Raw genomic sequence first — 21,461 nt, 5'->3', positions numbered from 1 at the left:
GCCCGGCGGGAGATTTCGCCATGAGCAAGGAAAACCCCGGTCAACCGCTGCTGACCTTCGCCGACGCCGACCGCAGCCCCCTGAGCATTCGCGCCCGCGCGCTGGTCTTTGTCGATGCCCGCTCGCGCCGCCTGCGCGAGGAAGTCGACCAACTGGCCCCAAGCGCCCTGCCGGTGCTGATCCAGGGCGAGACCGGCACCGGCAAGGAGCTGCTGGCGCGGCAGATCCATCGCGCCAGCGACCGCCCCGGCCTCTTCGTCGCGGTGAGCTGCAGCGCCATCAGCAAGAACTACGCGGAAGCTGAGCTGTTCGGCCACGCCGCCGGCGGCTTCAACGGCTCGGCCAGCAGCCGCGCCGGCTGGTTCGGTTCGGCCAATGGCGGGACCCTCTACCTGGATGAGATCGGCGACCTGCCGCTGCCCTTGCAGGCCAAGCTGCTGGCGGCGCTGGAGAGCCGCGAGGTGACCCGAGTCGGTGCCCAGCAGCCGACGCCGGTGGACGTGCGCCTGGTGGCCGCCACCAGCATCGACCTGGCCAAGGCGGTGCATGCCGGCAAGTTCAATGCGCGGCTCTACCAGTACCTGGACGAAGGCCGGGTCGAGCTGCCACCACTGCGCGAGCGGCCGGACGACATCCTGCCGCTGGCCGAGTACTTCCTCGGCATCTACGCCCAGCGCCTGGACCTGCCGCTGCCGCTGATCAGCACGGCGGCCCAGGCGGCGCTGGAGGCCTATCCCTGGCCGGGCAATACCCGCGAGCTGGAGAACAGCATCCACTTCGCCCTGCTGGTCAGCGAGGGCGACGAGGTGCTGCCCCAGCACCTCAACCTGCCGCCGTTGCCGGGCTACGCCCAGCTGGCCCTGCAGCTGCGCAGGCTGGCCGCCAATGACGCGGAGCGCGACCACCTGCGCCAGCTGTTCGCCGAGGTGCTGGCGGGGTAGAGCGATGCGGTGGGCAGATGCCCTGCGAAGACCGAGCTCTTAGTAGGGTGCGCTGCGCGCACCGGAACCCGCGCGTGGAGGCCCTGGTGCGCACGGCGCACCCTACGGAATCATTGCGTGTGCAAGCCTCAGTGAATCTGCCCGGCTTCCTTCAACCGCTCGCGCGTTGCCCGCAGGCGTGGCAATGGCAGGCAGACGAGGATGGTCAGGGCCAGCACGCCCACCCCCATCAGGGGCAGGTTGGAAAGGCCCATGCCGGTGCTCAGCCAGAGGCCGCCGACGAAGGCGCCGCTGGCATTGCCCAGGTTGAAGGCTGCGTGGCTGAGGGTGGCGGCCAGGCTGGCGGATTCGCCGGCCTGCTCCACCAGCAGTAGCTGCAGGGGCGAGGAGATGGCGAAGCTGGCGACACCCCAGAGGAACAGGCAGGCCAGGGCCAGCACGGGAATCTGCGCGAAGACGAACAATCCCAGCAGGCACAGTACGCTCACCCCGAAGGCCAGCGGCAAGGCATGGCGGAAGCCGCGATCGGCCAGGCGTCCGCCCAGCAGGTTGCCCACCGTCAGGCCGATGCCGAACAGCAGCAGGGCGAAGTTGGCGTGCTCCTTACTGAAGCCGGAAACGTCGCGCAGCAACGGGCTGATGTAGGTGAAGACGCCGAACAGCGCCACCGAGGATAGGCTGCAGACGAACAGCGCATGCAGCACCGGACGCCGCAATATGCCGTCCCAGGCGCCGCTGGCGCTGGGCAGCGGTTTCGCCGTGGCCGGCAGCCAGAGGGTCTGGGCGAGCAGGGTGAGGAAGCCGAGTCCGGCCACCACCATGAAGGTCACCCGCCAGCTGGTGGCCTGGCCGAGCCAGGCGCCGAGGGGCACGCCGAGCACGTTGGCGATGGTCAGGCCGCTGAGCACCAGGGCCATGGCCGAGGCGCGCCGGTGCGGCGGCGCCAGCTCGGCGGCGAGCAGGGTGGCGCAGCCGAAGAAGCCGGCATGGCTGAAGGCGGTGAGCATGCGCATCGCCAGCAGCCACTCGTAGTCCGGCGCCAGGGCGCAGCCCAGGTTGCCCAGGGCGTAGGCGCCCATCAGCCAGAGCAGCGCCTGGCGCCGTGGCAGGCGGCCGAGCAGCGGGCCCAGCAGCGGTGCGCCGATCACCACGCCCATGGCGTAGGCGCTGACCAGCAGGCCCGCGTCGGCGAGGCTGACCTGGAGGTCGGCGGCGACTTCGGGCAAGAGGCCCATGATGATGAATTCGCTGCTGCCGACGACGAAGCCGCCCAGGGCCAGCGCCAGCAAAGGCAGGGAGAGGAGGGTGCTCGGGTTCATGCGGGTTCCGGTGGCGGGGTGTATTGCGAGGGGCGCGGATTCTACGCCGATTTTCTTGCAGGGGGCTTAGTGATGGGGCCGCCGGTGGGGATAGACATTGTGGGGGCGAATTCATTCGCTAAGCAAACCGCAGGTCTGCCCTCGGGAACTCCAAGGGGGCAGCTGCGCCGCCCTTAGCGAATGAATTCGCCCCCACAAAAGAAGCAGGAGCCGTTTGCGCGGAAGGTGTCAGCCCCCCAGGAACTTGCTCAGGAACTGCTTGGTGCGCTCTTCCTTCGGCGCGCTGAACAGGGCCTTGGCGTCGCCCTGCTCGACGATCACACCCTTGTCGATGAAGATCGCGCGGTTGGCCACGTCACGGGCGAAGCTCATCTCGTGGGTGACGATCACCATGGTGCGCCTTTCCTCGGCCAGGCCGCGGATGGTGGCGAGCACTTCGCCCACCAGTTCCGGGTCCAGCGCCGAGGTCGGCTCGTCGAAGAGGATCACGTCGGGCTCCATGGCCAGGGCGCGGGCGATGGCCACGCGTTGTTGCTGGCCGCCGGAGAGGCGCTTGGGGTAGGCGTCTTCCTTCCCCGCCAGGCCGACCTTGGCCAGCAGCTTGCGGGCGCGCTCGACGGCCTGCTCGCGGGGCTGCTTCTTCACCACCACCGGGCCTTCGATGACGTTCTCCAGCGCGGTGCGGTGGGGGAAGAGGTTGAAGTTCTGGAAGACGAAGCCGACGTGCTGGCGCAGCTTGCGGATCAGCCCCTGCTGGTGCTTCAGCGGCTTGCTCGCGTCGATCTCGATCTCGCCCACCTTGATGAGTCCGCCGCTTGGCTCTTCCAGCAGGTTGAGGCAACGCAGCAGGGTGGTCTTGCCGGAGCCGCTGGGGCCGATGATGGCCACCACTTCGCCCGGCGCTATGGTCAGGTCGATGCCCTTGAGCACCTCCTGGCCCTTGAAGGCTTTGGTCAGGTTACGGACGGTGATCATCAGCTGTCCTGCTCATGCTGGTTGACCCGCGCCTCGAGGCGACCCTGGAAGTGCGACAGCACGGTGGCCAGCACCCAGTAGATCAGCGCGGCGGCCAGGTACATGGTGAAAATCTCGAAAGTGCGCGCGGTGATCAGCTGCGCCTGGCGGAAGAGTTCCGGCACCTGGATGGTGGCGGCCAGGGCGGTGTCCTTGACCAGCGAGATGAAGCTGTTGCCGAGCGGCGGCAGCGCGGTGCGCGCGGCTTGCGGCAGGATGGCGCGGACCAGCGTCTGAGTGCGGCTCATGCCGATGCTGGCGGCGGCTTCCCACTGGCCCCGGTCGATGGAGGCGATGGCGGCGCGGAGGATTTCCGAGGTGTAGGCGGCCATGTTCAGCGAGAATCCGATCAGCGCCGCGGGCAGCGGTTCGAGCTGGATGCCCAGCTGCGGCAGGCCGTAATAGATCATGAACAGCTGCACCAGCAGCGGCGTGCCACGGAAGAACGACACGTAGATCCGCGACAGCCACTGCAGGGCGGTGAATCCGTAGAGGCGCATCAGGGCGAGGACGAAGCCCAGCAGCAGGCCGAAGAACATGCCGCCGAGGCTCAGTACCACCGTAAACACCGCGCCCTTCAACAGGAAGGGCGCGGAATCCAGCGCAAGTTGCAGGCTGGTTTCGATCATTGGGTCACGTCAGCCTTGAACCATTTCTCGGAGAGCTTCTTCAGGGTGCCGTCGGCCTTCAGCTTGGCCAGGGCCTTGTCGATGGCGGCGAGCAGCTCGGGGTTGCCCTTGCGCAGGGCGATGCCGGCTTCCTGGCGGGAGAAGGGCTCGCCGGTCACGGCCAGCTTGCCAGCGGTTTTCTCGACCATCTCGAAGGCGGCCAGGCGGTCGACCAGGATGGCGTCGATACGGCCGACGTTGAGGTCCTGGAACTTGGTGGGGTCGTCATCGTAGGTGCGGATGTCGGCCTGCGGGACGTTCTCCTTCAGCCACTGCTCGTAGTTGGTGCCCAGGCCCACGCCGACCTTCTTGCCGGCCAGGTCGGCGGCGGTCTTGATGTCGCCTTCGGTGCCCTTGCGCACCAGCGCCTGGATGCCGGAGACGGTGTAGGGAGTGGAGAAGTCGTACTTCTTCTTGCGCTCGTCGGAGATGGTCACCTGGTTGATCACGACGTCCAGGCGCTTGGACTCCAGCGCGGCGAGGATGCCGTCCCACTTGGTCGGCTGGAACTCGGCTTTCACGCCCAGCTCCTTGGCCAGGGCCTCGGCCAGTTCCACTTCGAAGCCGGTCAGCTTGCCGTTCTCGTCCTGGTAGTTGAAGGGCGGGTAGGTGCCCTCCAGGCCGACCTTGATGGCGCCCTTCTGCTGGATGTCCTGGAGCAGGTCGGCGGCGGAGCTGGTGCCGACGAAACCGGCGCCGAGCACCAGGCTCAGGCTGCCGAGGATGAACTGGCGACGCAGGGTTGCGAATGTCATATGAGCCTCACGGAGCAGTTGGCGAAAAGTGTGGCAACTCTAGGGATTTGGTTATATGCAATAAAATGATTAAAAATTATCTATTGCTGTATTTATGGAATAAGAGTTCTTCACGCGATACCCGCTGGATGATAGGCGAAGAGCGCCGGTGAGCCACCGGTGTGCAGGAAGAGCACCGGGCCGTTGCCGGCGAAGGCACCTGTGGCGATGCCATCGAGCAGGCCGGCGAAGGCCTTGCCGGTGTACACCGGGTCCAGCAGCAGGCCTTCATGGCTGGCCAGCAGGCGCACGGCCTCCAGGGTGCCGGCATTCGGCTCGCCGTAGCGCGGGGCGAAGTACTGGTCCCAGAGCTCCACCTTGAGCCCGGCGGGCAGGGCAACGCCGAGGAGGTCGGCGGTGCGTTGCAGCAGGCCTTCCACCTTGGGCCGCTGGGTGGCGTCCGGGCGCGAGACGGTCACGCCGACCACCCGGGTGCCGGGCAGTGCATGTTCCAGGGCCAGCGCCAGGCCCGCGTGGGTACCTGCGCTGCCGGATGCCAGGACCACGGCGGAGAAGGTCTCGCCGCTGGCCTTGATCTGCTCGGCCAGTTCCAGTCCCGCACGCACATAGCCCAGTGCGCCGAGGGCATTGGAGCCGCCGATGGGCACCAGGTAAGGGCGTTTGCCGGCGGCGCGCAGGCGTTCGCCGGTGGCGGCCAGCAGCTCGTCGGCGTTGTCCAGGTTGGCCACCAGCTCCACCTCGGCGCCGAACAGGTCCAGCAGCAGGCGGTTGCCGTTGCTCAGGTAGTTGCTGTCGGCGGTGCCGATGGGGTTCTCCAGCAGGGCTACGCAAGACAGGCCAAGGCGCGCCGCGAGGGCTGCCGTCTGGCGCACATGGTTGGACTGGATGGCGCCGGCGGTGACCAGGGTATCGGCACCCTGGGCCAGGGCATCGGCGGCGAGGAATTCCAGCTTGCGCACCTTGTTGCCGCCGAGGGCGAAGGGGGTGATGTCGTCGCGTTTCACAAAGACGGCGCGACCGAGCTTCTGCGACAGCCGCTCCAGCTTTTCCAGCGGCGTGGGCGAGGGGACCAGTTCCAGACGGGGAAAACGGGCGAGGGCGGCGTTGAGCATGGTGGCGGCTCGGCGGGCAGTTGCGAAGCCTGCCACTCTAGTGAGCCGGGGCCTTGCAGGCAATTCTCAGAGGCGACATGAAAGTACCGTGCAGTCAGAATGTGAGCGCTATCACGGGCGAGGGCTCAATGCGAGAAATGGAATATAAGAATAATAAAACGGTATTTTGTGGTTATAAAAAATCACCGTAGTGTCGCTCCCAACCCGGCATACCCAGACCGGGGCTCCCGACACCCGCTCGCGGCTGAAGATCCAGCCGGAGCCGCAGAATCGAAAAGGACCATCATGAAGAAGACCCTGCTGTTGACCGCCCTGGCCGCTGCCCTGTCCGCCACCTTCGCCCAGGCCGGCGAGAAGCTCATCGTCGCCGCCACCCCGGTACCCCACGCGGAAATCCTCGAGCTGATCAAACCCCAGCTGGCCAAGGAAGGAGTGGACCTCGAAGTGAAGGTCTTCACCGACTACGTGCAGCCCAACGTGCAGGTGGACCAGAAGCGCCTGGACGCCAACTACTTCCAGACCAAGCCCTACCTGGACAACTTCAACAGCGGCAAGGGCACCCACCTGGTGATAGTCCAGGGCGTGCATGTCGAGCCATTTGGCGGCTATTCCAGCAAGTACAAGTCGCTCAAGGAGCTGCCGGACGGCGCCACCATCGCCATCCCCAACGAAGGCAGCAACAGCGGCCGCGCCCTGATCCTGTTGCAGAAGGCCGGGCTGCTGAAGCTGAAGGATCCGAAGAACGCCCTGGCCACCCCCAAGGACATCGCCGAGAACCCGCACCACTTCAAGTTCAAGGAACTGGAAGCAGCCCTGCTGCCGCGCGTGCTGGACCAGGTCGACCTGGCCCTGATCAACACCAACTACGCGCTGGAAGCCAAGCTGAACCCGTCCAAGGACGCCCTGGTGCTGGAAGACCGCACCTCGCCCTATGTGAACTACCTGGTGGCCCGTCCGGACAACAAGGACAGCGACGCCATCAAGAAACTCTCCGCCGCGCTGACCAGCCAGGAAGTGAAGACCTTCATCGAGCAGAAGTACTCCGGCGCGGTAGTCCCGGCCTTCTGATCATGCAGGCCGCTTAAAGGCGTCGCGAGCGACGGGCAGGCTAGGCGAAATCAGCCGAAAGAGCGGAGTTTACGAGTTGTAAATGAGCATCTTGAGGCTGATTTCAACGACGCATGACCTAGCGCAGTAGCCTTTCAGTGGTCTGCACTGCTAGCCACGGTGGCGGGAGCATGACCCGCCCCTCCTCACGCCGACGAGTCTGTACTATCGTCGGCGTTCTTTTTTTGTGGCACTCGCCGCGTGCGGAACCTTGTAGGGGCGAATTCATTCGCTATGGACCGCGCAGCGGTCCCCCAACCGGGCAAGGCAGCCCTTCGGCCTGCTCAGCGAATGAATTCGCCCCCACAGGTGCAAGTGCCCACCCGCCTTCCCGGAGCCCACCATGCCCGAATCCAGACCCGGCATTTCCACCCGTTCCGTGCACAGCGGCAACGAGGTCGACCGCAACATGGTCACCCGGCCCAAGAGCCTGCCCATCTACGAATCCTCGGTGTTCGTCTACGACTCCCTGGAGCAGGTGGACGACTTCCTCGCCGGCAACCCCGACAACTACATGTACACCCGCATCGGCAACCCCAACCACGCGGCGATGGAGGCCCTGGTGCGCGACCTGGAAGGCGGCGAGGCGGCGTTGTTCTCGGCCTCCGGCATGGCCTCGGTGAGCGCGGCGCTGCTCGGGCGGCTGAATGCCGGCGACCACCTGATCGCCAGCCGCGAGCTGTACGGCACCACCCAGAGCTTGATCGAGAAGGAACTGGCGCGCTTCGGCATCAGCGCCACCCTGGTGGAGATCAATGACCAGGCGGCGGTGGAGGCGGCCATCACCCCGGCCACCAAGATCATCTACACCGAGACCGCCTCCAACCCGCTGGTGCGGGTCAGCGACATCCCCGCCCTGGCGCGGCTCGCCAAGGCGCGCGGCCTCAAGCTGCTGGTGGACAACACCTTCCTCTCGCCGGCGCTCTACAACCCTCTGGCCGATGGCGCCGACCTGGTGCTGCACAGCACCACCAAGTACCTCAACGGCCACAGCGATGCCACCGGCGGCATCCTGGTCGGCGATGCAGAGTGGATCGCCCAGGCGCGGCGCTTCCAGATCAACGCCGGCGGCAGCGCCAGCCCCTTCGAGGCCTGGCTGACCTTCCGCGGCGCCAAGACCCTGGCCCTGCGCATGAAGGCCCACTCGGCCAACGCCCAGGCGCTCGCCGAAGCCTTGGAAGCCCACCCCAAGGTGGCGCGGGTGCACTACCCCGGCCTGCCCTCGCATCCGGACCACGCGCTCGCTAAGCGACTATTCGCCAAGGGCGCCTCGGGCATGCTCAGCTTCACCCTGCACGGCGGCCTGGCCGAGGTGGACAGGCTGATCCGCGCCCTGGGCAACACCGCCTTCGCGCCGTCGCTGGCGGGCGTTGCCAGCAGCATCACCCACCCCGGCAAGACCTCCCACCGCGCCCTCTCCGCCGAGGCCCTGAGCGAACTGGATATCCATGACGGCACCATCCGGGTGTCGGTGGGCATCGAGGAGGCCGAGGACATAGTCGCGGACTTCGTGCAGGCGCTGGATCGGGTTTGAGCACCGGTCTTTCCAGGCCGAAACTTGTGGGGGCGAATTCATTCGCGATGCAGGCCGCAGGCCTGCCGTTTGAAATCCCAGGGGACCGCTGCGCGGTCCTTCGCGAATGAATTCGCCCCCACAGAAAGGCTGTTTCGCGGCAGCCCCCACCCCTTCTAACCTTATTCAATAAAAGTATTTACAGCGCAGTTCTTATATTCGCTAATCTCTAGTCACAACTTGTTATGACAAGTCACGGATCACGAGAAGAACCACATGGTCGAACTGCTTCCCCTCTCCCCAGTGCCGCTCTACAGCCAGCTCAAGGAGCTGCTGCGCGGGCGCATCCTCGACGGCACCTACCCGCCCCACAGCCGCATGCCCTCGGAAAGCGAGCTGGGCAAGGCCTTCGATGTCAGCCGCATCACCGTGCGTCAGGCGCTGGGTGACCTGCAGAAGGAAGGGCTGATCTTCAAGATCCACGGCAAGGGCACCTTCGTCGCCAAGCCCAAGGCATTTCAGAACGTCACCACTCTGCAGGGCCTGGCCGAGTCCATGACGCAGATGGGCTACGAAGTGCTCAACCGTCTGCGCAGTTTCCGCCATGTACCGGCCAGCGCCCTGGTGGCGGCGCGCCTGCAGCTGGAGGAAGGCAGCCCGGTGACCGAAATCCGCCGCGTGCGCCTGATCAACCGCGAGCCGGTGTCCCTGGAAATCACCTGGTTGCCGAAGGCGGTGGGCGAGAAGCTGGAGAAGGCCGACCTCGCCACCCGCGACATCTTCCTCATCCTCGAGAACGACTGCGGCATTCCGCTCGGCCACGCCGACCTCGCCATCGACGCCGTGCTCGCCGACGGCGACCTGACCCAGGCGCTGGAGGTGGAGGAGGGCGCGCCGATCATGCGCATCGAGCGCCTGACCCACGCCGCCGACGGCACGCCACTGGATTTCGAACACCTCTACTACCGCGGCGATGCCTTCCAGTACCGCCTGCGCATCGACCGCCAGAAGGGGCCCCAGGCATGAGCACTCGCGAGCAGGACTACGACATCGTCGTCATCGGCGGCGGCACCGCCGGGCCCATGGCCGCGATCAAGGCCAAGGAGAAGAACCGCGAGCTGCGCGTGCTGGTGCTGGACAAGGCCAACGTCAAGCGTAGCGGCGCCATCAGCATGGGCATGGATGGGCTGAACAACGCCATCATTCCCGGCCACGCCACGCCCGAGCAGTACACCAAGGAAATCACCGTGGCCAACGACGGCATCGTCAACCAGGCCGCCGTGTACGCCTACGCCACCCACAGCTTCGAGACGATCGAGCAGCTGGACCGCTGGGGCGTGAAGTTCGAGAAGGACGAGACCGGCGACTACGCGGTGAAGAAGGTCCACCACATGGGCGCCTACGTGCTCCCCATGCCCGAAGGCCACGACATCAAGAAGGTGCTCTACCGCCAGCTCAAGCGCGCGAGGGTGGAGATCAGCAACCGCATGGTCTGCACCCGCCTGCTGCTGGACAGCGAAGGCGCCGCCTCGGGGGTGATGGGTTTCGACTGCCGCAGCGGCGAGTTCCGGGTTATCCGCGCCAAGGCGGTGATCCTCGCCTGCGGTGCCGCCGGCCGCCTCGGCCTGCCGTCCTCCGGCTATTTGATGGGCACCTACGAGAACCCCACCAACGCCGGCGACGGCTATGCCATGGCCTACCACGCCGGCGCGGAGCTGGCGAATCTGGAGTGCTTCCAGATCAACCCGCTGATCAAGGACTACAACGGCCCGGCCTGCGCCTACGTCACCGGCCCCTTGGGCGGCTACACCGCCAACAGCAAGGGCGAGCGCTTCATCGAGTGCGACTACTGGAGCGGGCAGATGATGTGGGAGTTCCACCAGGAGCTGGAGGGCGGCAACGGCCCGGTATTCCTCAAACTGGATCACCTGGCCGAGGAAACCATTCAGACCATCGAGGAGATCCTGCACAGCAACGAGCGCCCCAGTCGCGGCCAGTTCCACGCCAACCGTGGCACCGATTACCGCACGCAGATGGTGGAGATGCACATCTCCGAGATCGGCTTCTGCTCCGGCCACTCGGCTTCGGGCGTGTGGGTCAACGAGAAGGCGGAAACCAGCGTGAAGGGCCTCTATGCCGCCGGTGACATGGCCGCCGTGCCGCACAACTACATGCTTGGCGCCTTCACCTACGGCTGGTTCGCCGGGATCAATGCGGCAGACTACATCGCCGGTCGTGATTTCGCCGAGATCGACCAGGCCCAGGTGGAACGTGAGCGCGCGCGGGTCTTCGCACCCCTCGAACGCGAGCACGGCCTGCCGCCGGCACAGGTGGAGTACAAGCTGCGGCGCATGGTCAACGACTACCTGCAGCCGCCCAAGGTGACGAAGAAGATGGAGATCGGCCTCGCCCGCTTCGCCGAGATCGAACGGGACCTGGCGCAGATGAAGGCGAGCAATCCCCACGAACTGATGCGCGCCATGGAAGTGGCGGTGATCCGCGACTGCGCCGAGATGGCCGCACGCGCCTCGCTGTTCCGCGCCGAGAGCCGCTGGGGCCTGTACCACCACCGCGTCGATCACCCCGAGCGCAACGACGCCGAGTGGTTTTGCCACTGCCACCTGAAGAAGGGCGAGGACGGCCGCATGACCAGCTTCAAGAAGCCGGTGGAGCCCTACCTGATCCCGCTGGATGCCGGGGAGCAGCAGGCCTACGACCGCTTGCGCGTGAAGACCGAAGTCGCCGCGTGAACGGGGACCCCGTAGGTTGGGTAGAGCGGAGCGAAACCCAACATGGAGCGCAACGCGCTCCTCGCCAGCCCCATAACGAGAGCCCCAGGCTCCAAGGACCCGTGAAATGGCCCATCAACCCCAGGAAATCTTCTTCCGCAGCAGCGCGCCGGTGACCATCGACGAAGACAAGTGCATTGCCCACAAGGGCTGCACCGTATGCGTCGAGGTCTGCCCCATGGACCTGCTGGCCATCAACCCGGCCACCCAGAAGGCCTACATGGCCTTCGACGAATGCTGGTACTGCATGCCCTGCGAGAAGGATTGCCCGACCGGCGCGGTGAAGGTGGAGATCCCCTACCTCCTGCGCTGAACCGCTCCGCGTGGGTATCGCTCCGCTCCACCCACCCTACGGGGGCTTCGTAGGATGGGTCGGGCGGCGTTCCGCGAGCGGAGCGATACCCATCAATTTCCGTGAACGAAAGCCATCCGGCATGCCACCGGACGCTCTACCCGAAAGCCCCTCGTTTCCCACCACCCAGCCCTGTGGCGGAGACGATTCCAACACTCATGATTCGAGGGGAAAAACCCATGCGTCTTCGTGCAACCATCGCCGGCCTCGCGCTGGCCGTTTCTGCCGCGTCCGCTTCGGCCGAGACCATCCGCATCGCCATCGGCACCCAGGACACCACCATCAACTGCGCCACCGGCGGCCTGCTCATCCGCGAGCTGGGCCTGCTGGACAAGTACCTGCCGCACGACGGCAAGTACCAGGACGCCGACTACCAGATCGAATGGAAGAACTTCACCAGCGGCGCGCCGCTGACCAACGAGATGGTCGCCGGCAAGCTGGACTTCGGCGCCATGGCCGACTTCCCCGGCTCCTTCAACGGCGTCGCCCACCTGGATGCCGGCAAGCGCAGCCTGTTCATCAGCGTGCTGTCCGGCAGCACCCGGGGCAGCGGCAACGGCATCGTGGTGCCGGCGTCGTCCAGCGTGCAGTCACTGGCCGAACTCAAGGGCAAGACCATCTCCGTGCCTTTCGCCTCCACCGCCCACGGCATGCTGCTGCGCGCCGTCGCCGCCCAGGGCTGGGACCCCGAGAAGGACGTGCGCATCATCGCCCAACCGCCGGAGATCGCCGGCTCCGCCCTGCGCAGCAACCGCATCGAGGCCCACGCCGACTTCGTACCCTTCGCCGAGCTGTTCCCCAACCGGGGCTTCGCGCGGAAGATCTACGACGGCTCCCAGGCCAACGCGCCGACCTTCCACGGCGCCCTGGTGGATGCGGACTACGCGAAGAAGTACCCGGAGATCGTCACCGCCTACCTGCGCGCCGGCCTGGAGGCCGATCGCCTGTTCGCCGAGTCCCCGGAGAAGTACAGCGAGCTGATCGAGAAGGTCACCGGCATCGAGGCCGAGGTGAACTACCTGTTCCATGGCCCCCTCGGCCTGCAGACCCGCGACCTGACCTGGAAGCCGGAGTACCGCAAGGCGGTGGCCACCTCCATCGACACCCTCAAGCTCTTGAAGAAGACCGATCGAGGCCTGGACACCGACCAGTTCATCGACGACCAGTACATCCGCGCCGCCTTCAAACAGGCCGGGCAGGACTACGACAAGGCCCTGAAAAACTACGCGCAACTGCCGCTGAAAGCCGTTGATGCACTGACCGGCAAACCCATCAGCGACTTCAAGCGCCTGGCGCAGATCTGGGTGCGCGGCGAGGACAAGGTCCGTCATTACGCCTCCCCCGAAGCGGCGCTGACCGCCCTGGCCCAGCTGGAACAGGAGGGCAAGGACATCCGCGCCATCTACGCCCAGGCGGCCGACAGCGGCATCAAGCTGCTGGCCAACCAGGCCTGGTATGTGCGGGGCGACAAGGGCGAGCTTTCCGCCTTCCTGCTCAAGGCCCAGGCCGAGCAATACGCCCAGCAGCATGGCGGCACCGCGCTGGACTTCGTCAGTGCCAACCAGAAGCTGGTGGCCCAGCGCTGACGCTGTCGTAGGGTGCGCTGCGCGCACCGGAACCCCGCTGCGGGCTGCCCGGTGCGCACGGCGCACCCTACGGTCCACCGAGGACCTATGTCATGACCTCTTTCTACCGCTGGCCCCTGCGCCTCGCCTCGCTGGCCGCCTGCCTGCTGTTCTGGCAACTGGCCGCCACCACGCGCCTGGACCTGGGCCTGTTCGCCTTCACCTACGTGCCGACCCCCGGCGCGGTGCTCGACGCCGCCTGGCAACTGGCGCACTCCAGCAAGCTGCTGCCGCACCTGTCCAGCAGCCTGGCGCGGGTGTTCGCCGGCTACCTCGCCGCGGCCCTGGTGGGCGTGCTGCTGGGGCTGGCCATCGGGCGCTCGAAATGGGCCGAGGACAGCCTGCTGCCGCCGCTGGAAGTGCTACGGCCGATCCCGGCGGTGGCCTGGATTCCCCTGGCCATCCTGATGTTTCCCTCGTCGGAACTGTCCATGGTGTTCATCACCTTCACCGGCGCGCTGTTCCCCATCCTGCTCAACACCGTGCACGGCGTCGAAGGCGTCGACCCGCGCCTGATCGCTTCGGCGCGCAGCCTGGGTGCCGGGCGCCTGGCCATCCTGCGCGAGGTGATCCTGCCCGGCGCGGCACCGAGCATCGTCACCGGCCTGGCCATCGGCATGGGCACCTCCTGGTTCTGCCTGGTCACCGCCGAGATGATCTCCGGCCAATTCGGTATCGGCTACTACACCTGGGAGTCCTACGTGGTGCAGAACTACCCCGATATCGTCGTCGGCATGCTGCTGATCGGCTTGCTCGGCATGGCCAGCAGCGGCCTGGTGAAACGCCTGGGTGGCCTGGCCACGCCCTGGTACCGGACGCGGAGGAACGCCTGATGAGCGCCTTCGAGCAATCCGTGGAACCCGGCCGTGTCGAAGGCCGGCACCTGTCCATCCGCCTCGGCCAGGGCCGGGATGCCTTCGAGGCCGTGCAGGGGCTGGACTTCAGCATCGCGCCCGGCGAATTCGTCTGCATCCTCGGCCCCTCCGGCTGCGGCAAGTCCACCCTGCTCGGCGCGCTGGCCGGCCACCTCAAGCCCAGTGGCGGCTCATTGCTGGTCGATGGCCTGCCGGTGGTCGGTCCTTCGCCCGAGCGCGGCATGGTGTTCCAGCATCACACCTTGCTGCCCTGGCGCAGCGTGCTGGACAACGTCGCCTTCGGCCTGAAGATGCAGGGCATCGGCAAGGTCGAGCGCCGCCGCCAAGCCGCCGAGTTCCTGCGCCTGGTGGGCCTGCAGGACTTCGCCGGGCGCTGGCCCAGCCAACTCTCCGGCGGCATGCAGCAGCGTGCCGAGATCGCCCGGGTGTTGATCAACCGACCGCGCCTGCTGCTGATGGACGAACCCTTCGGCGCCCTCGATGCGCAGACCCGCTCGCGCATGCAGGAGCTGCTGCTGGATATCTGGACGCGCATCCGCACCAGCGTGCTGTTCGTCACCCACGACATCGACGAGGCGCTGTTCCTCGCCGACCGCATCCTGGTGATGAGCCCACGTCCCGGCCGTTTCATCGAGGACCTGCGCATCGACTTCCCGCGCCCACGCCGCGCCAGCCTGCTCACCAGTTCCGGCTTCACCCACCTCAAGCGCCACTGCCTGGAGCTGCTGCGCCATGAGGACGGCCGCGAACTGCCGCGCCTGACGCCCCTGGGCCTGCCTGCCGACCATCCGCCACTGCGAGTCGCCCTATGATCGAACCTGAAACCGACAACCCCGATATCCTCGCCCTGCTGCCGCGCCTCGGCGATGACGACGCCGGCGTGCGGCGCATCGCCCTGATCGAACTGGCCGACCTGGAAGACCCCGAGGGCCTGCTCTGGCTCATCGCCGCGCTCGCCTCGGACGATGCCGCCGAGGTGCGCGCGGAGGCCGCACGCCTGCTGGAAGCCTGGGAGGAGCCCGACGTGGTACAGGCGCTCTGCGCGGCCCTGGCCGATGGCGCCGAACCCGTGCGCCTGGCCGCCGCCCAGAGCCTCAGCGAACTGAAGAGCCTGGAAGCTGGCGTGCTGATCCTGCCCTGGGTGGAACATGCCGACGCCTTCGTTCGCGCCAGCGCCCTGCGCGCCCTGCGCGAGTTGCGCCTGGAGGCGGCAGCGGCCCCAGCGCTGTTGGCGCTGCAAGACCCGGAAGCCACGGTGCGCCGCGAGGCGGTGGGCATTCTCGGCTGGCTGAAGCACGACGCCGCGCTACCCGCCCTGGCGCAACTCGCCAGTGACGACCCGGACACCGAGGTGCGCCGGGCCGCCACCGGCGCCCTGGGCCTGGCCAGCGATGCCGGCGTGCTGCCGGCGCTGTACGCGGCCCTGGGGGACAGCGCCTGGCAAGTGCGCGAAGAAGCCGCCACCACCCTGGGCAAGATCGGCCTGGAAGAAGCGGGCGCGGCGCTGGTGCAGGCCCTGGCCGACGACTACTGGCAGGTGCGCCTGCGTGCGGCCCGCGCCCTCGGCCGTCTGCGCTACCGCGAGGCCGGCGCCGAGCTGGCGGCGCTGCTCGGCCATGACATCGCCAACCTGCGCAAGGAGGCCGCCCTGGCCCTGGGCGATCTCGGCGACAGCGCTGCCCTGCCAGCCCTGCACGCGGCGGAAGCCGACGGCGATCCGGAAGTGCGCAAGGCGGTACGCATCGCCCTGGCGCAGTTGCAGGAGGTGGCCTGATGGACGCCCCCAGCAGCCTGCGCAACTCCCTCGGCGAGGGGTGCCTGACCCTGGAGTGGGCGGATGGCGCGAGCCTCTCCCTCAGTCATGTGCGACTGCGCGGCGCCTGCCCCTGTGCGCAATGCAAGGCGGCGCGGTTGCGCGGGGCGATCGCGCTGGTGAATGAGGGTGTGCGGCTGGAGCGTATCGCGCTGCAGGGATATGGCGTGCAGTTGGTGTTCAGCGATGGGCACGAGCGGGGGATCTATCCCTGGGGGTATTTGCGGGAATTGGGCGGCGTAGCATCAGCCCGGTAGGGTGCGCTGCGCGCACCGGAACCTCCGCGCGGGATTCCTGGTGCGCACGGCGCACCCTACGAGGGAGACAGTGCGAATGAACCCGCCACTGCAGATTTCCCAGCTGCAATCCTTCAGAACGGCCGATCCCCCAGGATCGTCGCCCGGTGCATCACCCGCCGCTGCGGCCGGTAGTCGTCCACCGCGAAGTGCTGGGTGATGCGGTTGTCCCAGAAGGCCACGTCGTTGGCCTGCCAGCGCCAGCGAATGGTGAATTCCGGGCGGGTGGAATGGGCGAACAGGAAGCGCAGCAGGGCGTCGCTTTCCGCCGCCGACAGCTCGTTGATGCGGGTGGTGAAGCCTTCGTTGACGAACAGCCCCTTGCGTCCGGTGACCGGATGGGTGCGCACCACCGGGTGGCTGCGCGGCGGGTGTTTGCGCTTGGCCTCTTCCAGGCGCTCGCGCTCCTCTGCAGTGAGGCTGAAGCGTTCCTCGGGGAAGGAGCGGGTCAGGTCATGGGTGGCTGTCAGGCCTTCCAGCAGTTTCTGGATGGGTTTCGACAGCGCGTCGTAGGCGGCGCTGCTGCTGGCCCATAGGGTGTCGCCGCCATGGGGCGGCAGCAGCTTGGCGCTGAGCACCGCGCCGAGGGCCGGGGTTTCCAGGAAGGTCACGTCGGTGTGCCAGAGGGCGTTGTCGCGCACATCGGTGACGGCGGTGTCCAGCACCAGCACCTCGGGCTGTTCCGGGATGTTCGGGTAGATCGGGTGGATATGCAGGTCGCCGAAGTGCGCGGCGAAGGCGGCCTGCTGCTGAGGGTTCAGCGGCTGCTCGCGGAAGAACAGCACCTGGTGGGCGAGCAGTGCGCTTTCCACCGCCCCACGTTCTGTGGCGTCGAGGGGTTTGCTGAGGTCGAGGCCTTCGACCAGGGCGCCGAGGGCGGGGGACAGAGGGGTGATCTGCAGGGGCATGGCGGGAATCTCGGAGGCCGGATGTGTTGGGCTTCGCTTAGCTCAGCCACAACCTACGGAAGCACCGTAGGTTGGGTCGGGCGGCGTTCCGCGAGCGCAGCGAAGCCCAACGAGAAGGTGTCAGTGGCTCTGCCCATGCCAGGGCACGAGCTTGCGTTGCAGGGCGCGCAGGCCGAGTTCGAGGGCGAAGGCGATCAGGGCGATGACGAGGATGCCGAGGATCACCACATCGGTGACCAGGAACTGCGCCGCCGATTGCACCATGAAGCCCAGGCCGCGGGTGGCGGCCACCAGTTCGGCCGCCACCAGGGTCGACCAGCCGACACCGAGGCCGATGCGCACGCCGGTGAGGATGTCCGGCAGCGCGCTGGGCAGGACCACATGGCGGATCAGCTGCGCCTGGGTCGCCCCGAGGGACTGTGCTGCACGCAGCCGCGCCGGGTCGACATTGCGCACGCCGGTGGCGGTGGCGATGGCGATGGGGGCGAAGATCGCCAGGAAGATCAGCAGCACCTTGGACAACTCGCCAATGCCGCACCAGATGACGATCAGCGGCAGGTAGGCCAGCGGTGGTATGGGCCGGTAGAACTCGATCAGTGGATCGAAGATGCCACGGGCGGTGCCGTTGCGGCCGATGGCCAGGCCCAGCGGAATGGCCGTGAGCACGGCCGCCAGCAGGGCCAGCCCGATACGCCCGAGGCTGGCTCCCAGGTGCTGCCAGAGGCTGGCGTCCATGTAGCCCTGGGTCAGCAGTATCCAGCCCTTGTGCGCGATGGCCTGGGGGCTGGGCAGGAACAGCGGTTCGATCAGCCCGGCGGCAGTCACCGCCCACCAGGCGAACAGCAGGGCGGCCAGGGTCAGCAGGCTGATAGAGAGGGTGCTTATCGGCCGGCCAGGGCGCGATGTCACGGTGGCCGGGGCCTTGGTGGCCAGGGGCAGTTCGAGGCTGCTCATGCGCTTCTCCTCTGGCGTTCGGCGAAGACCCGGGCCAGGACATGCTCGCGGGTCTCGATGAAACGCGGGTCGGACTTGATCACCCGCGCGCTTTCGCCGGCGGCGTACCGCTGGCCGAAGTCCAGGCGCAGGCGCTCGCTGATGCGGCCCGGGTTGGGCGACAGCAGGATGAGTTCGGTGGCGAGGAAGACCGCTTCCTCGATGTCGTGGGTGATCAGGAACACCGGCTTGGCCGTGCGCCGCCAGACCTGCAGCAGCAGTTCCTGCATCTGCTCGCGGGTGAAGGCGTCGAGTGCGCCGAAGGGTTCGTCCATCAGCAATACGCGCGGGTCGGCGGCGAGGGCGCGGGCGATGCCGACGCGCTGCTTCTGCCCGCCGGAGAGTTCCCAGATGCGCCTCCTGTCGAAGCCCGCCAGGTCGACCAGCGCGAGCATCTCGCGGGACCGGGCCTCGCGCTTGGCGCGGGGCACGCCTGCCAATTCCAGGCCGAAGGCGACGTTGCCGAGCACGTCCTGCCAGGGCAGCAGGGCGTCGTCCTGGAACACCACGCCGCGCTCTGCACCCGGGCCGCTGACAGGTACGCCGTCGAGGCTGATGCGTCCGGCGCTGGGCGCGACGAAACCGGCGATGAGGTTGAGCAGGGTGGTCTTGCCGCTGCCGGACGGGCCGAGGGCCACCAGCAGTTCGCCGGGGCCGAGGTCGAGGGAGATGTCGGTCAGTACCGGCTCGGCCGTGCCGGGGTACTGTGCGCTGATGCGCTCCAGTTGGAGTAAGGCCATTTTCTGCGGGTCTCGAAAGGGCCTGCCCGAAGCGCCGGGCAGGCGGGGTGAGTCAGTTCTGGACGTACTTCGAGCTGACGTACGGGGCGTAGTCGGGGAGCACGGCCTCGACCTTGCCCTGCTCCTTGAGGAAGCGTGCGGTCTCGCTGATGGCCTGGGTGGTCGGCGCGCCGAGGGCGGTGGCCTGGTCGGCGGCCAGCGGGAAGACGTTGCCCTGCAGCAGCAGCGGGATGTCCTCGGCCTTGGCGCCGGACAGCTTCACCAGCTTGTCGACGTTGGCCTTGTCGGCCAGCCAGGCTTGCGGGTCCTTGCGGTAGTCGGCGTAGGCATCGAGGGTCACCTTGGCGAAGGCGCGGACGATGTCCGGATGCTTGTCGGCGAAGTCCTTGCGCACTATCCAGGCATCGAAGGTGGGGGCGCCCAGCTTGCCCAGTTCGGCGGAGCTGATCAGCACCTTGCCGGAGGACTTGGCCACGCCCAGGGCCGGGTCCCAGACATAGGTGGCATCGATGTCGCCGCGCTGCCAGGCGGCGACTATGGCCGGCGGCGCTAGGTTGAGGATGGTGACCTTGGAGGGATCGATCTGCCAGTGCTGGAGGGCCGCCAGCAGGCTGTAGTGGCCGGTGGAAACGAAGGGTACGGCGATCTTCTTGCCGACCAGGTCCTCGGGCTTGGCGATGCCGGCGCCGTTGCGGGCCACCAGGGCCTCTGCGTCGCCGATCTGGGTGGCGATGAGGAAGGTCTGGATCGGCAGCTGGCGGGTGGCGGCGGCGGCCAGCGGGCTGGAACCCACGTAGCCAATCTGTACGTCCCCGGAGGCGACGGCGGTGATGACTTCGGCACCGCTGTCGAACTTGCGCCAGTCGATCTCGGACTTGCTGGCTTTTTCGTAGGCGCCATCGGCCTGGGCGACCTTGGCCGGATCGACGGTGGTCTGGTAGGCGACGGTGAAGTCCGCGGCCTGGGCGCTCAGGGCCAGGCCGCCGAAGGTCAGGGCCGCCAGCAGGCGACGGGGGAACAGGGACGGGATCATCGGAGGGACTCCTCAACGGGCTTGGGCCGGTCTTGGAGGCCGGGCCACGGGACGGGTGCTGCGTTCTGGGGTGTCCGGTGGTCCGGTGATGCAAATCTAATGATCTAAAAAACTGCGTTCAAATACTTTGTTGGAATTAGCTTAGAGAGGGCATGAAGCAAGCCTTGGGAAAATTCTTATTACATTTTGATCTTTAAATCTGAAAAATAATTCTTTTTACGAATTAACATTCGCCGCCTAGAGTGGCGGCCTGCCGAAAGCGGACCGCCGCATCGCATTCGTACCGGAGCCTGTGAAAACGACAGTGGCTTCGAAGGTCACGCGGCGGCGCATCGCGCCTGCTCCTGCTCCGGTCGCCCAACACCCTTACAAGACCGCATTGGAGCATCGAGCATGAACAAAACAACCCTGACCCTGGCCGTCGCCCTGGGTGTCCTGGCCCAGCAGGCCGCCGCCGGCGGCTTCATCGAGGACAGCAAGGCCAGCCTCGCCCTGCGCAACTTCTACATCAACTCGGACAACCGCGAAGGCACCGCCGCGCCCTCCAAACAGGAGGAGTGGGGCCAGGGCTTCCTGTTCAACTACGCCTCGGGCTTCACCGAGGGCACGGTCGGCGTCGGCGTCGACGCCCTCGGTCTGCTCGGCGTCAAACTGGACTCCGGCAAGGGCCGCCACTACAACCCGACCAGCGCCAACTACGGCGGTACGGTGTTCCCCACCGACAACGACGGCCGCGCCAAGGACGATTTCGGCAGCCTCGGGGTGACCGGCAAGCTGCGCTTCTCCAAGACCGAGGCGCGCCTGGGCACCCTGCTGCCGAAGCTGCCGGTGGTGACCTACAACGATGGCCGCCTGCTGCCGCAGACCTTCGAGGGCGGGCAGATCACCGCCAACGAGATCGCCGGGCTGACCCTGGTCGGCGGCCAGCTGGAACACGCCAAGGGGCGTAACTCCAGCGACGCCCGCGGCCTCTCCATCGCCGGTGCGAACAACGCCCGCAGCGGCCAGTTCGTCAACAAGTTCTACTTCGCCGGCGGCGACTACAAGGTCAGCGACGCCCTGCTCGCGCAGTACTACTACGGCAACCTGGAAGACTTCTATCAGCAGCACTTCCTCGGCCTGACCCACACCTGGGCGCTGCCAGTGGGCGCGTTGAAGTCCGACCTGCGCTACTTCCACAACAGCGCCGACGGCCAGAACGGCAGCGCCGCCGGGCGTCGCGAAGGCTTTGTCAGCAGCGGCAACTGGGCGGCCAACGACCCGCACCGCGGCGAAGTCGACAACCGCACCTGGAGCGCCTTGTTCACCTACAGCCTGGCCGGCCACGCGGCGAGCCTGGGCTACCAGCAGCTCTCCGGCGACAGCGCCTTCCCCTTCCTCAACCAGGGCGACGGCGCCACCGCCTACCTGATCACCGACCGCCAGATCGGCAAGTTCCTCAGCGCGGGCGAGCGCACCTGGGTGGCCGAGTACGGCTACGACTTCGCCAAGCTCGGGGTGCCGGGGCTGAAGGCCCAGGCGACCTACCTCAGGGGCAGCAACATCGAGACCCAGGGCGATGACCAGGGCGAGTGGGAGCGCGATTTGCGCCTCGACTACGTGCTGCAG

21 protein-coding genes are annotated in these 21,461 nt (G+C 67.0%); 12 read left to right on the top strand and 9 right to left on the bottom strand.

Annotated features, from left to right (window positions below):
* Positions 1-20 precede the first annotated feature (20 nt).
* Positions 21-941 (top strand): sigma 54-interacting transcriptional regulator, encoded by a 921-nt coding sequence (locus E8F11_RS21770; protein ID WP_280290953.1) that lies wholly within the window; start codon positions 21-23, stop codon positions 939-941.
* Between the two features lie 128 nt (positions 942-1,069).
* Here the strand turns inward: E8F11_RS21770 and E8F11_RS21765 are convergent, their stop codons facing one another.
* The 5 genes from E8F11_RS21765 to E8F11_RS21745 all read right to left on the bottom strand — a co-directional run bounded on the left by E8F11_RS21765 (position 1,070) and on the right by E8F11_RS21745 (position 5,809).
* Positions 1,070-2,260, bottom strand: coding sequence for an MFS transporter (locus E8F11_RS21765; protein ID WP_280290952.1), 1,191 nt, complete (start codon positions 2,258-2,260; stop codon positions 1,070-1,072).
* A 228-nt stretch (positions 2,261-2,488) separates the two neighbouring features.
* A complete protein-coding gene (gene tcyN / locus E8F11_RS21760; protein ID WP_280290951.1) occupies positions 2,489-3,235 on the bottom strand; it encodes an L-cystine ABC transporter ATP-binding protein TcyN in 747 nt (248 codons plus the stop codon).
* The gene (tcyL, locus tag E8F11_RS21755; protein WP_280291025.1) at positions 3,235-3,900 is read right to left on the bottom strand and encodes a cystine ABC transporter permease; all 666 of its coding nucleotides are present in this window, start codon (positions 3,898-3,900) and stop codon (positions 3,235-3,237) included. The genes tcyN and tcyL overlap by 1 nt, the downstream gene beginning before the upstream one ends.
* Positions 3,900-4,697 (bottom strand): cystine ABC transporter substrate-binding protein, encoded by a 798-nt coding sequence (gene tcyJ / locus E8F11_RS21750; RefSeq protein ID WP_280290950.1) that lies wholly within the window; start codon positions 4,695-4,697, stop codon positions 3,900-3,902. Before tcyJ ends, tcyL begins: the two co-directional genes overlap by 1 nt.
* A gap of 110 nt (positions 4,698-4,807) precedes the next feature.
* Positions 4,808-5,809, bottom strand: coding sequence for a D-cysteine desulfhydrase (locus E8F11_RS21745; RefSeq protein WP_280290949.1), 1,002 nt, complete (start codon positions 5,807-5,809; stop codon positions 4,808-4,810).
* Between the two features lie 285 nt (positions 5,810-6,094).
* Here E8F11_RS21745 and E8F11_RS21740 point away from each other — a divergent pair, with 285 nt between their 5' ends.
* The 10 genes from E8F11_RS21740 (at position 6,095) to E8F11_RS21695 (ending at position 16,140) form a co-directional block, all read left to right on the top strand.
* Positions 6,095-6,877, top strand: a complete 783-nt coding sequence (locus E8F11_RS21740; RefSeq protein ID WP_280290948.1) for a MetQ/NlpA family ABC transporter substrate-binding protein — start codon at positions 6,095-6,097, stop codon at positions 6,875-6,877.
* 382 nt (positions 6,878-7,259) lie between these two features.
* Entirely contained in the window at positions 7,260-8,450 is a 1,191-nt protein-coding gene (locus tag E8F11_RS21735; protein ID WP_280290947.1) for a PLP-dependent aspartate aminotransferase family protein, read from the top strand.
* Positions 8,451-8,705: 255 nt separating this feature from the next.
* Positions 8,706-9,455, top strand: a complete 750-nt coding sequence (locus E8F11_RS21730) for a GntR family transcriptional regulator (protein WP_280290946.1) — start codon at positions 8,706-8,708, stop codon at positions 9,453-9,455.
* Positions 9,452-11,179: a fumarate reductase/succinate dehydrogenase flavoprotein subunit gene (locus E8F11_RS21725; RefSeq protein ID WP_280290945.1), complete on the top strand. Its 1,728-nt coding sequence runs from the start codon at positions 9,452-9,454 to the stop codon at positions 11,177-11,179. Before E8F11_RS21730 ends, E8F11_RS21725 begins: the two co-directional genes overlap by 4 nt.
* Before the next feature lie 106 nt (positions 11,180-11,285).
* On the top strand, positions 11,286-11,531 hold the full coding sequence (locus E8F11_RS21720) for a ferredoxin family protein (RefSeq protein WP_280290944.1): 246 nt from the start codon (positions 11,286-11,288) through the stop codon (positions 11,529-11,531).
* A 218-nt stretch (positions 11,532-11,749) separates the two neighbouring features.
* Positions 11,750-13,156: an ABC transporter substrate-binding protein gene (locus E8F11_RS21715; RefSeq protein WP_280290943.1), complete on the top strand. Its 1,407-nt coding sequence runs from the start codon at positions 11,750-11,752 to the stop codon at positions 13,154-13,156.
* A gap of 92 nt (positions 13,157-13,248) precedes the next feature.
* On the top strand, positions 13,249-14,028 hold the full coding sequence (locus tag E8F11_RS21710) for an ABC transporter permease (protein WP_280290942.1): 780 nt from the start codon (positions 13,249-13,251) through the stop codon (positions 14,026-14,028).
* Positions 14,028-14,882, top strand: a complete 855-nt coding sequence (locus E8F11_RS21705; protein WP_280290941.1) for an ABC transporter ATP-binding protein — start codon at positions 14,028-14,030, stop codon at positions 14,880-14,882. The genes E8F11_RS21710 and E8F11_RS21705 overlap by 1 nt, the downstream gene beginning before the upstream one ends.
* Positions 14,879-15,844 carry a HEAT repeat domain-containing protein gene (locus tag E8F11_RS21700; RefSeq protein WP_280290940.1) on the top strand — a complete coding sequence of 322 codons (966 nt, stop codon included), beginning with the start codon at positions 14,879-14,881 and terminating at the stop codon, positions 15,842-15,844. Before E8F11_RS21705 ends, E8F11_RS21700 begins: the two co-directional genes overlap by 4 nt.
* Positions 15,844-16,140 carry a gamma-butyrobetaine hydroxylase-like domain-containing protein gene (locus E8F11_RS21695; protein WP_280290939.1) on the top strand — a complete coding sequence of 99 codons (297 nt, stop codon included), beginning with the start codon at positions 15,844-15,846 and terminating at the stop codon, positions 16,138-16,140. Before E8F11_RS21700 ends, E8F11_RS21695 begins: the two co-directional genes overlap by 1 nt.
* 113 nt (positions 16,141-16,253) lie before the next feature.
* Here the strand turns inward: E8F11_RS21695 and tauD are convergent, their stop codons facing one another.
* The 4 genes from tauD to tauA all read right to left on the bottom strand — a co-directional run bounded on the left by tauD (position 16,254) and on the right by tauA (position 19,850).
* Complete coding sequence (tauD, locus tag E8F11_RS21690; protein ID WP_280290938.1) at positions 16,254-17,087, bottom strand: taurine dioxygenase; 834 nt, start codon at positions 17,085-17,087, stop codon at positions 16,254-16,256.
* A gap of 120 nt (positions 17,088-17,207) precedes the next feature.
* Positions 17,208-18,041 carry a taurine ABC transporter permease TauC gene (gene tauC, locus E8F11_RS21685; RefSeq protein WP_280290937.1) on the bottom strand — a complete coding sequence of 278 codons (834 nt, stop codon included), beginning with the start codon at positions 18,039-18,041 and terminating at the stop codon, positions 17,208-17,210.
* The gene (tauB, locus tag E8F11_RS21680; RefSeq protein WP_280290936.1) at positions 18,038-18,820 is read right to left on the bottom strand and encodes a taurine ABC transporter ATP-binding subunit; all 783 of its coding nucleotides are present in this window, start codon (positions 18,818-18,820) and stop codon (positions 18,038-18,040) included. The genes tauC and tauB overlap by 4 nt, the downstream gene beginning before the upstream one ends.
* Positions 18,821-18,872: 52 nt before the next feature.
* Positions 18,873-19,850 (bottom strand): taurine ABC transporter substrate-binding protein, encoded by a 978-nt coding sequence (gene tauA / locus E8F11_RS21675; RefSeq protein WP_280291024.1) that lies wholly within the window; start codon positions 19,848-19,850, stop codon positions 18,873-18,875.
* 396 nt (positions 19,851-20,246) lie between these two features.
* Between tauA and E8F11_RS21670 the strand changes: the two genes are divergently transcribed.
* On the top strand, positions 20,247-21,461 hold a 1,215-nt coding region (locus E8F11_RS21670; protein WP_280290935.1), incomplete at its 3' end, for an OprD family porin.

It is taken from the genome of Pseudomonas sp. BN417, from assembly GCF_029871205.1.
GTDB lineage: Bacteria > Pseudomonadota > Gammaproteobacteria > Pseudomonadales > Pseudomonadaceae > Metapseudomonas.
Note: the sequence above shows the minus strand (reverse complement) of the source record. Positions and strands in the feature narration are given on the sequence as shown.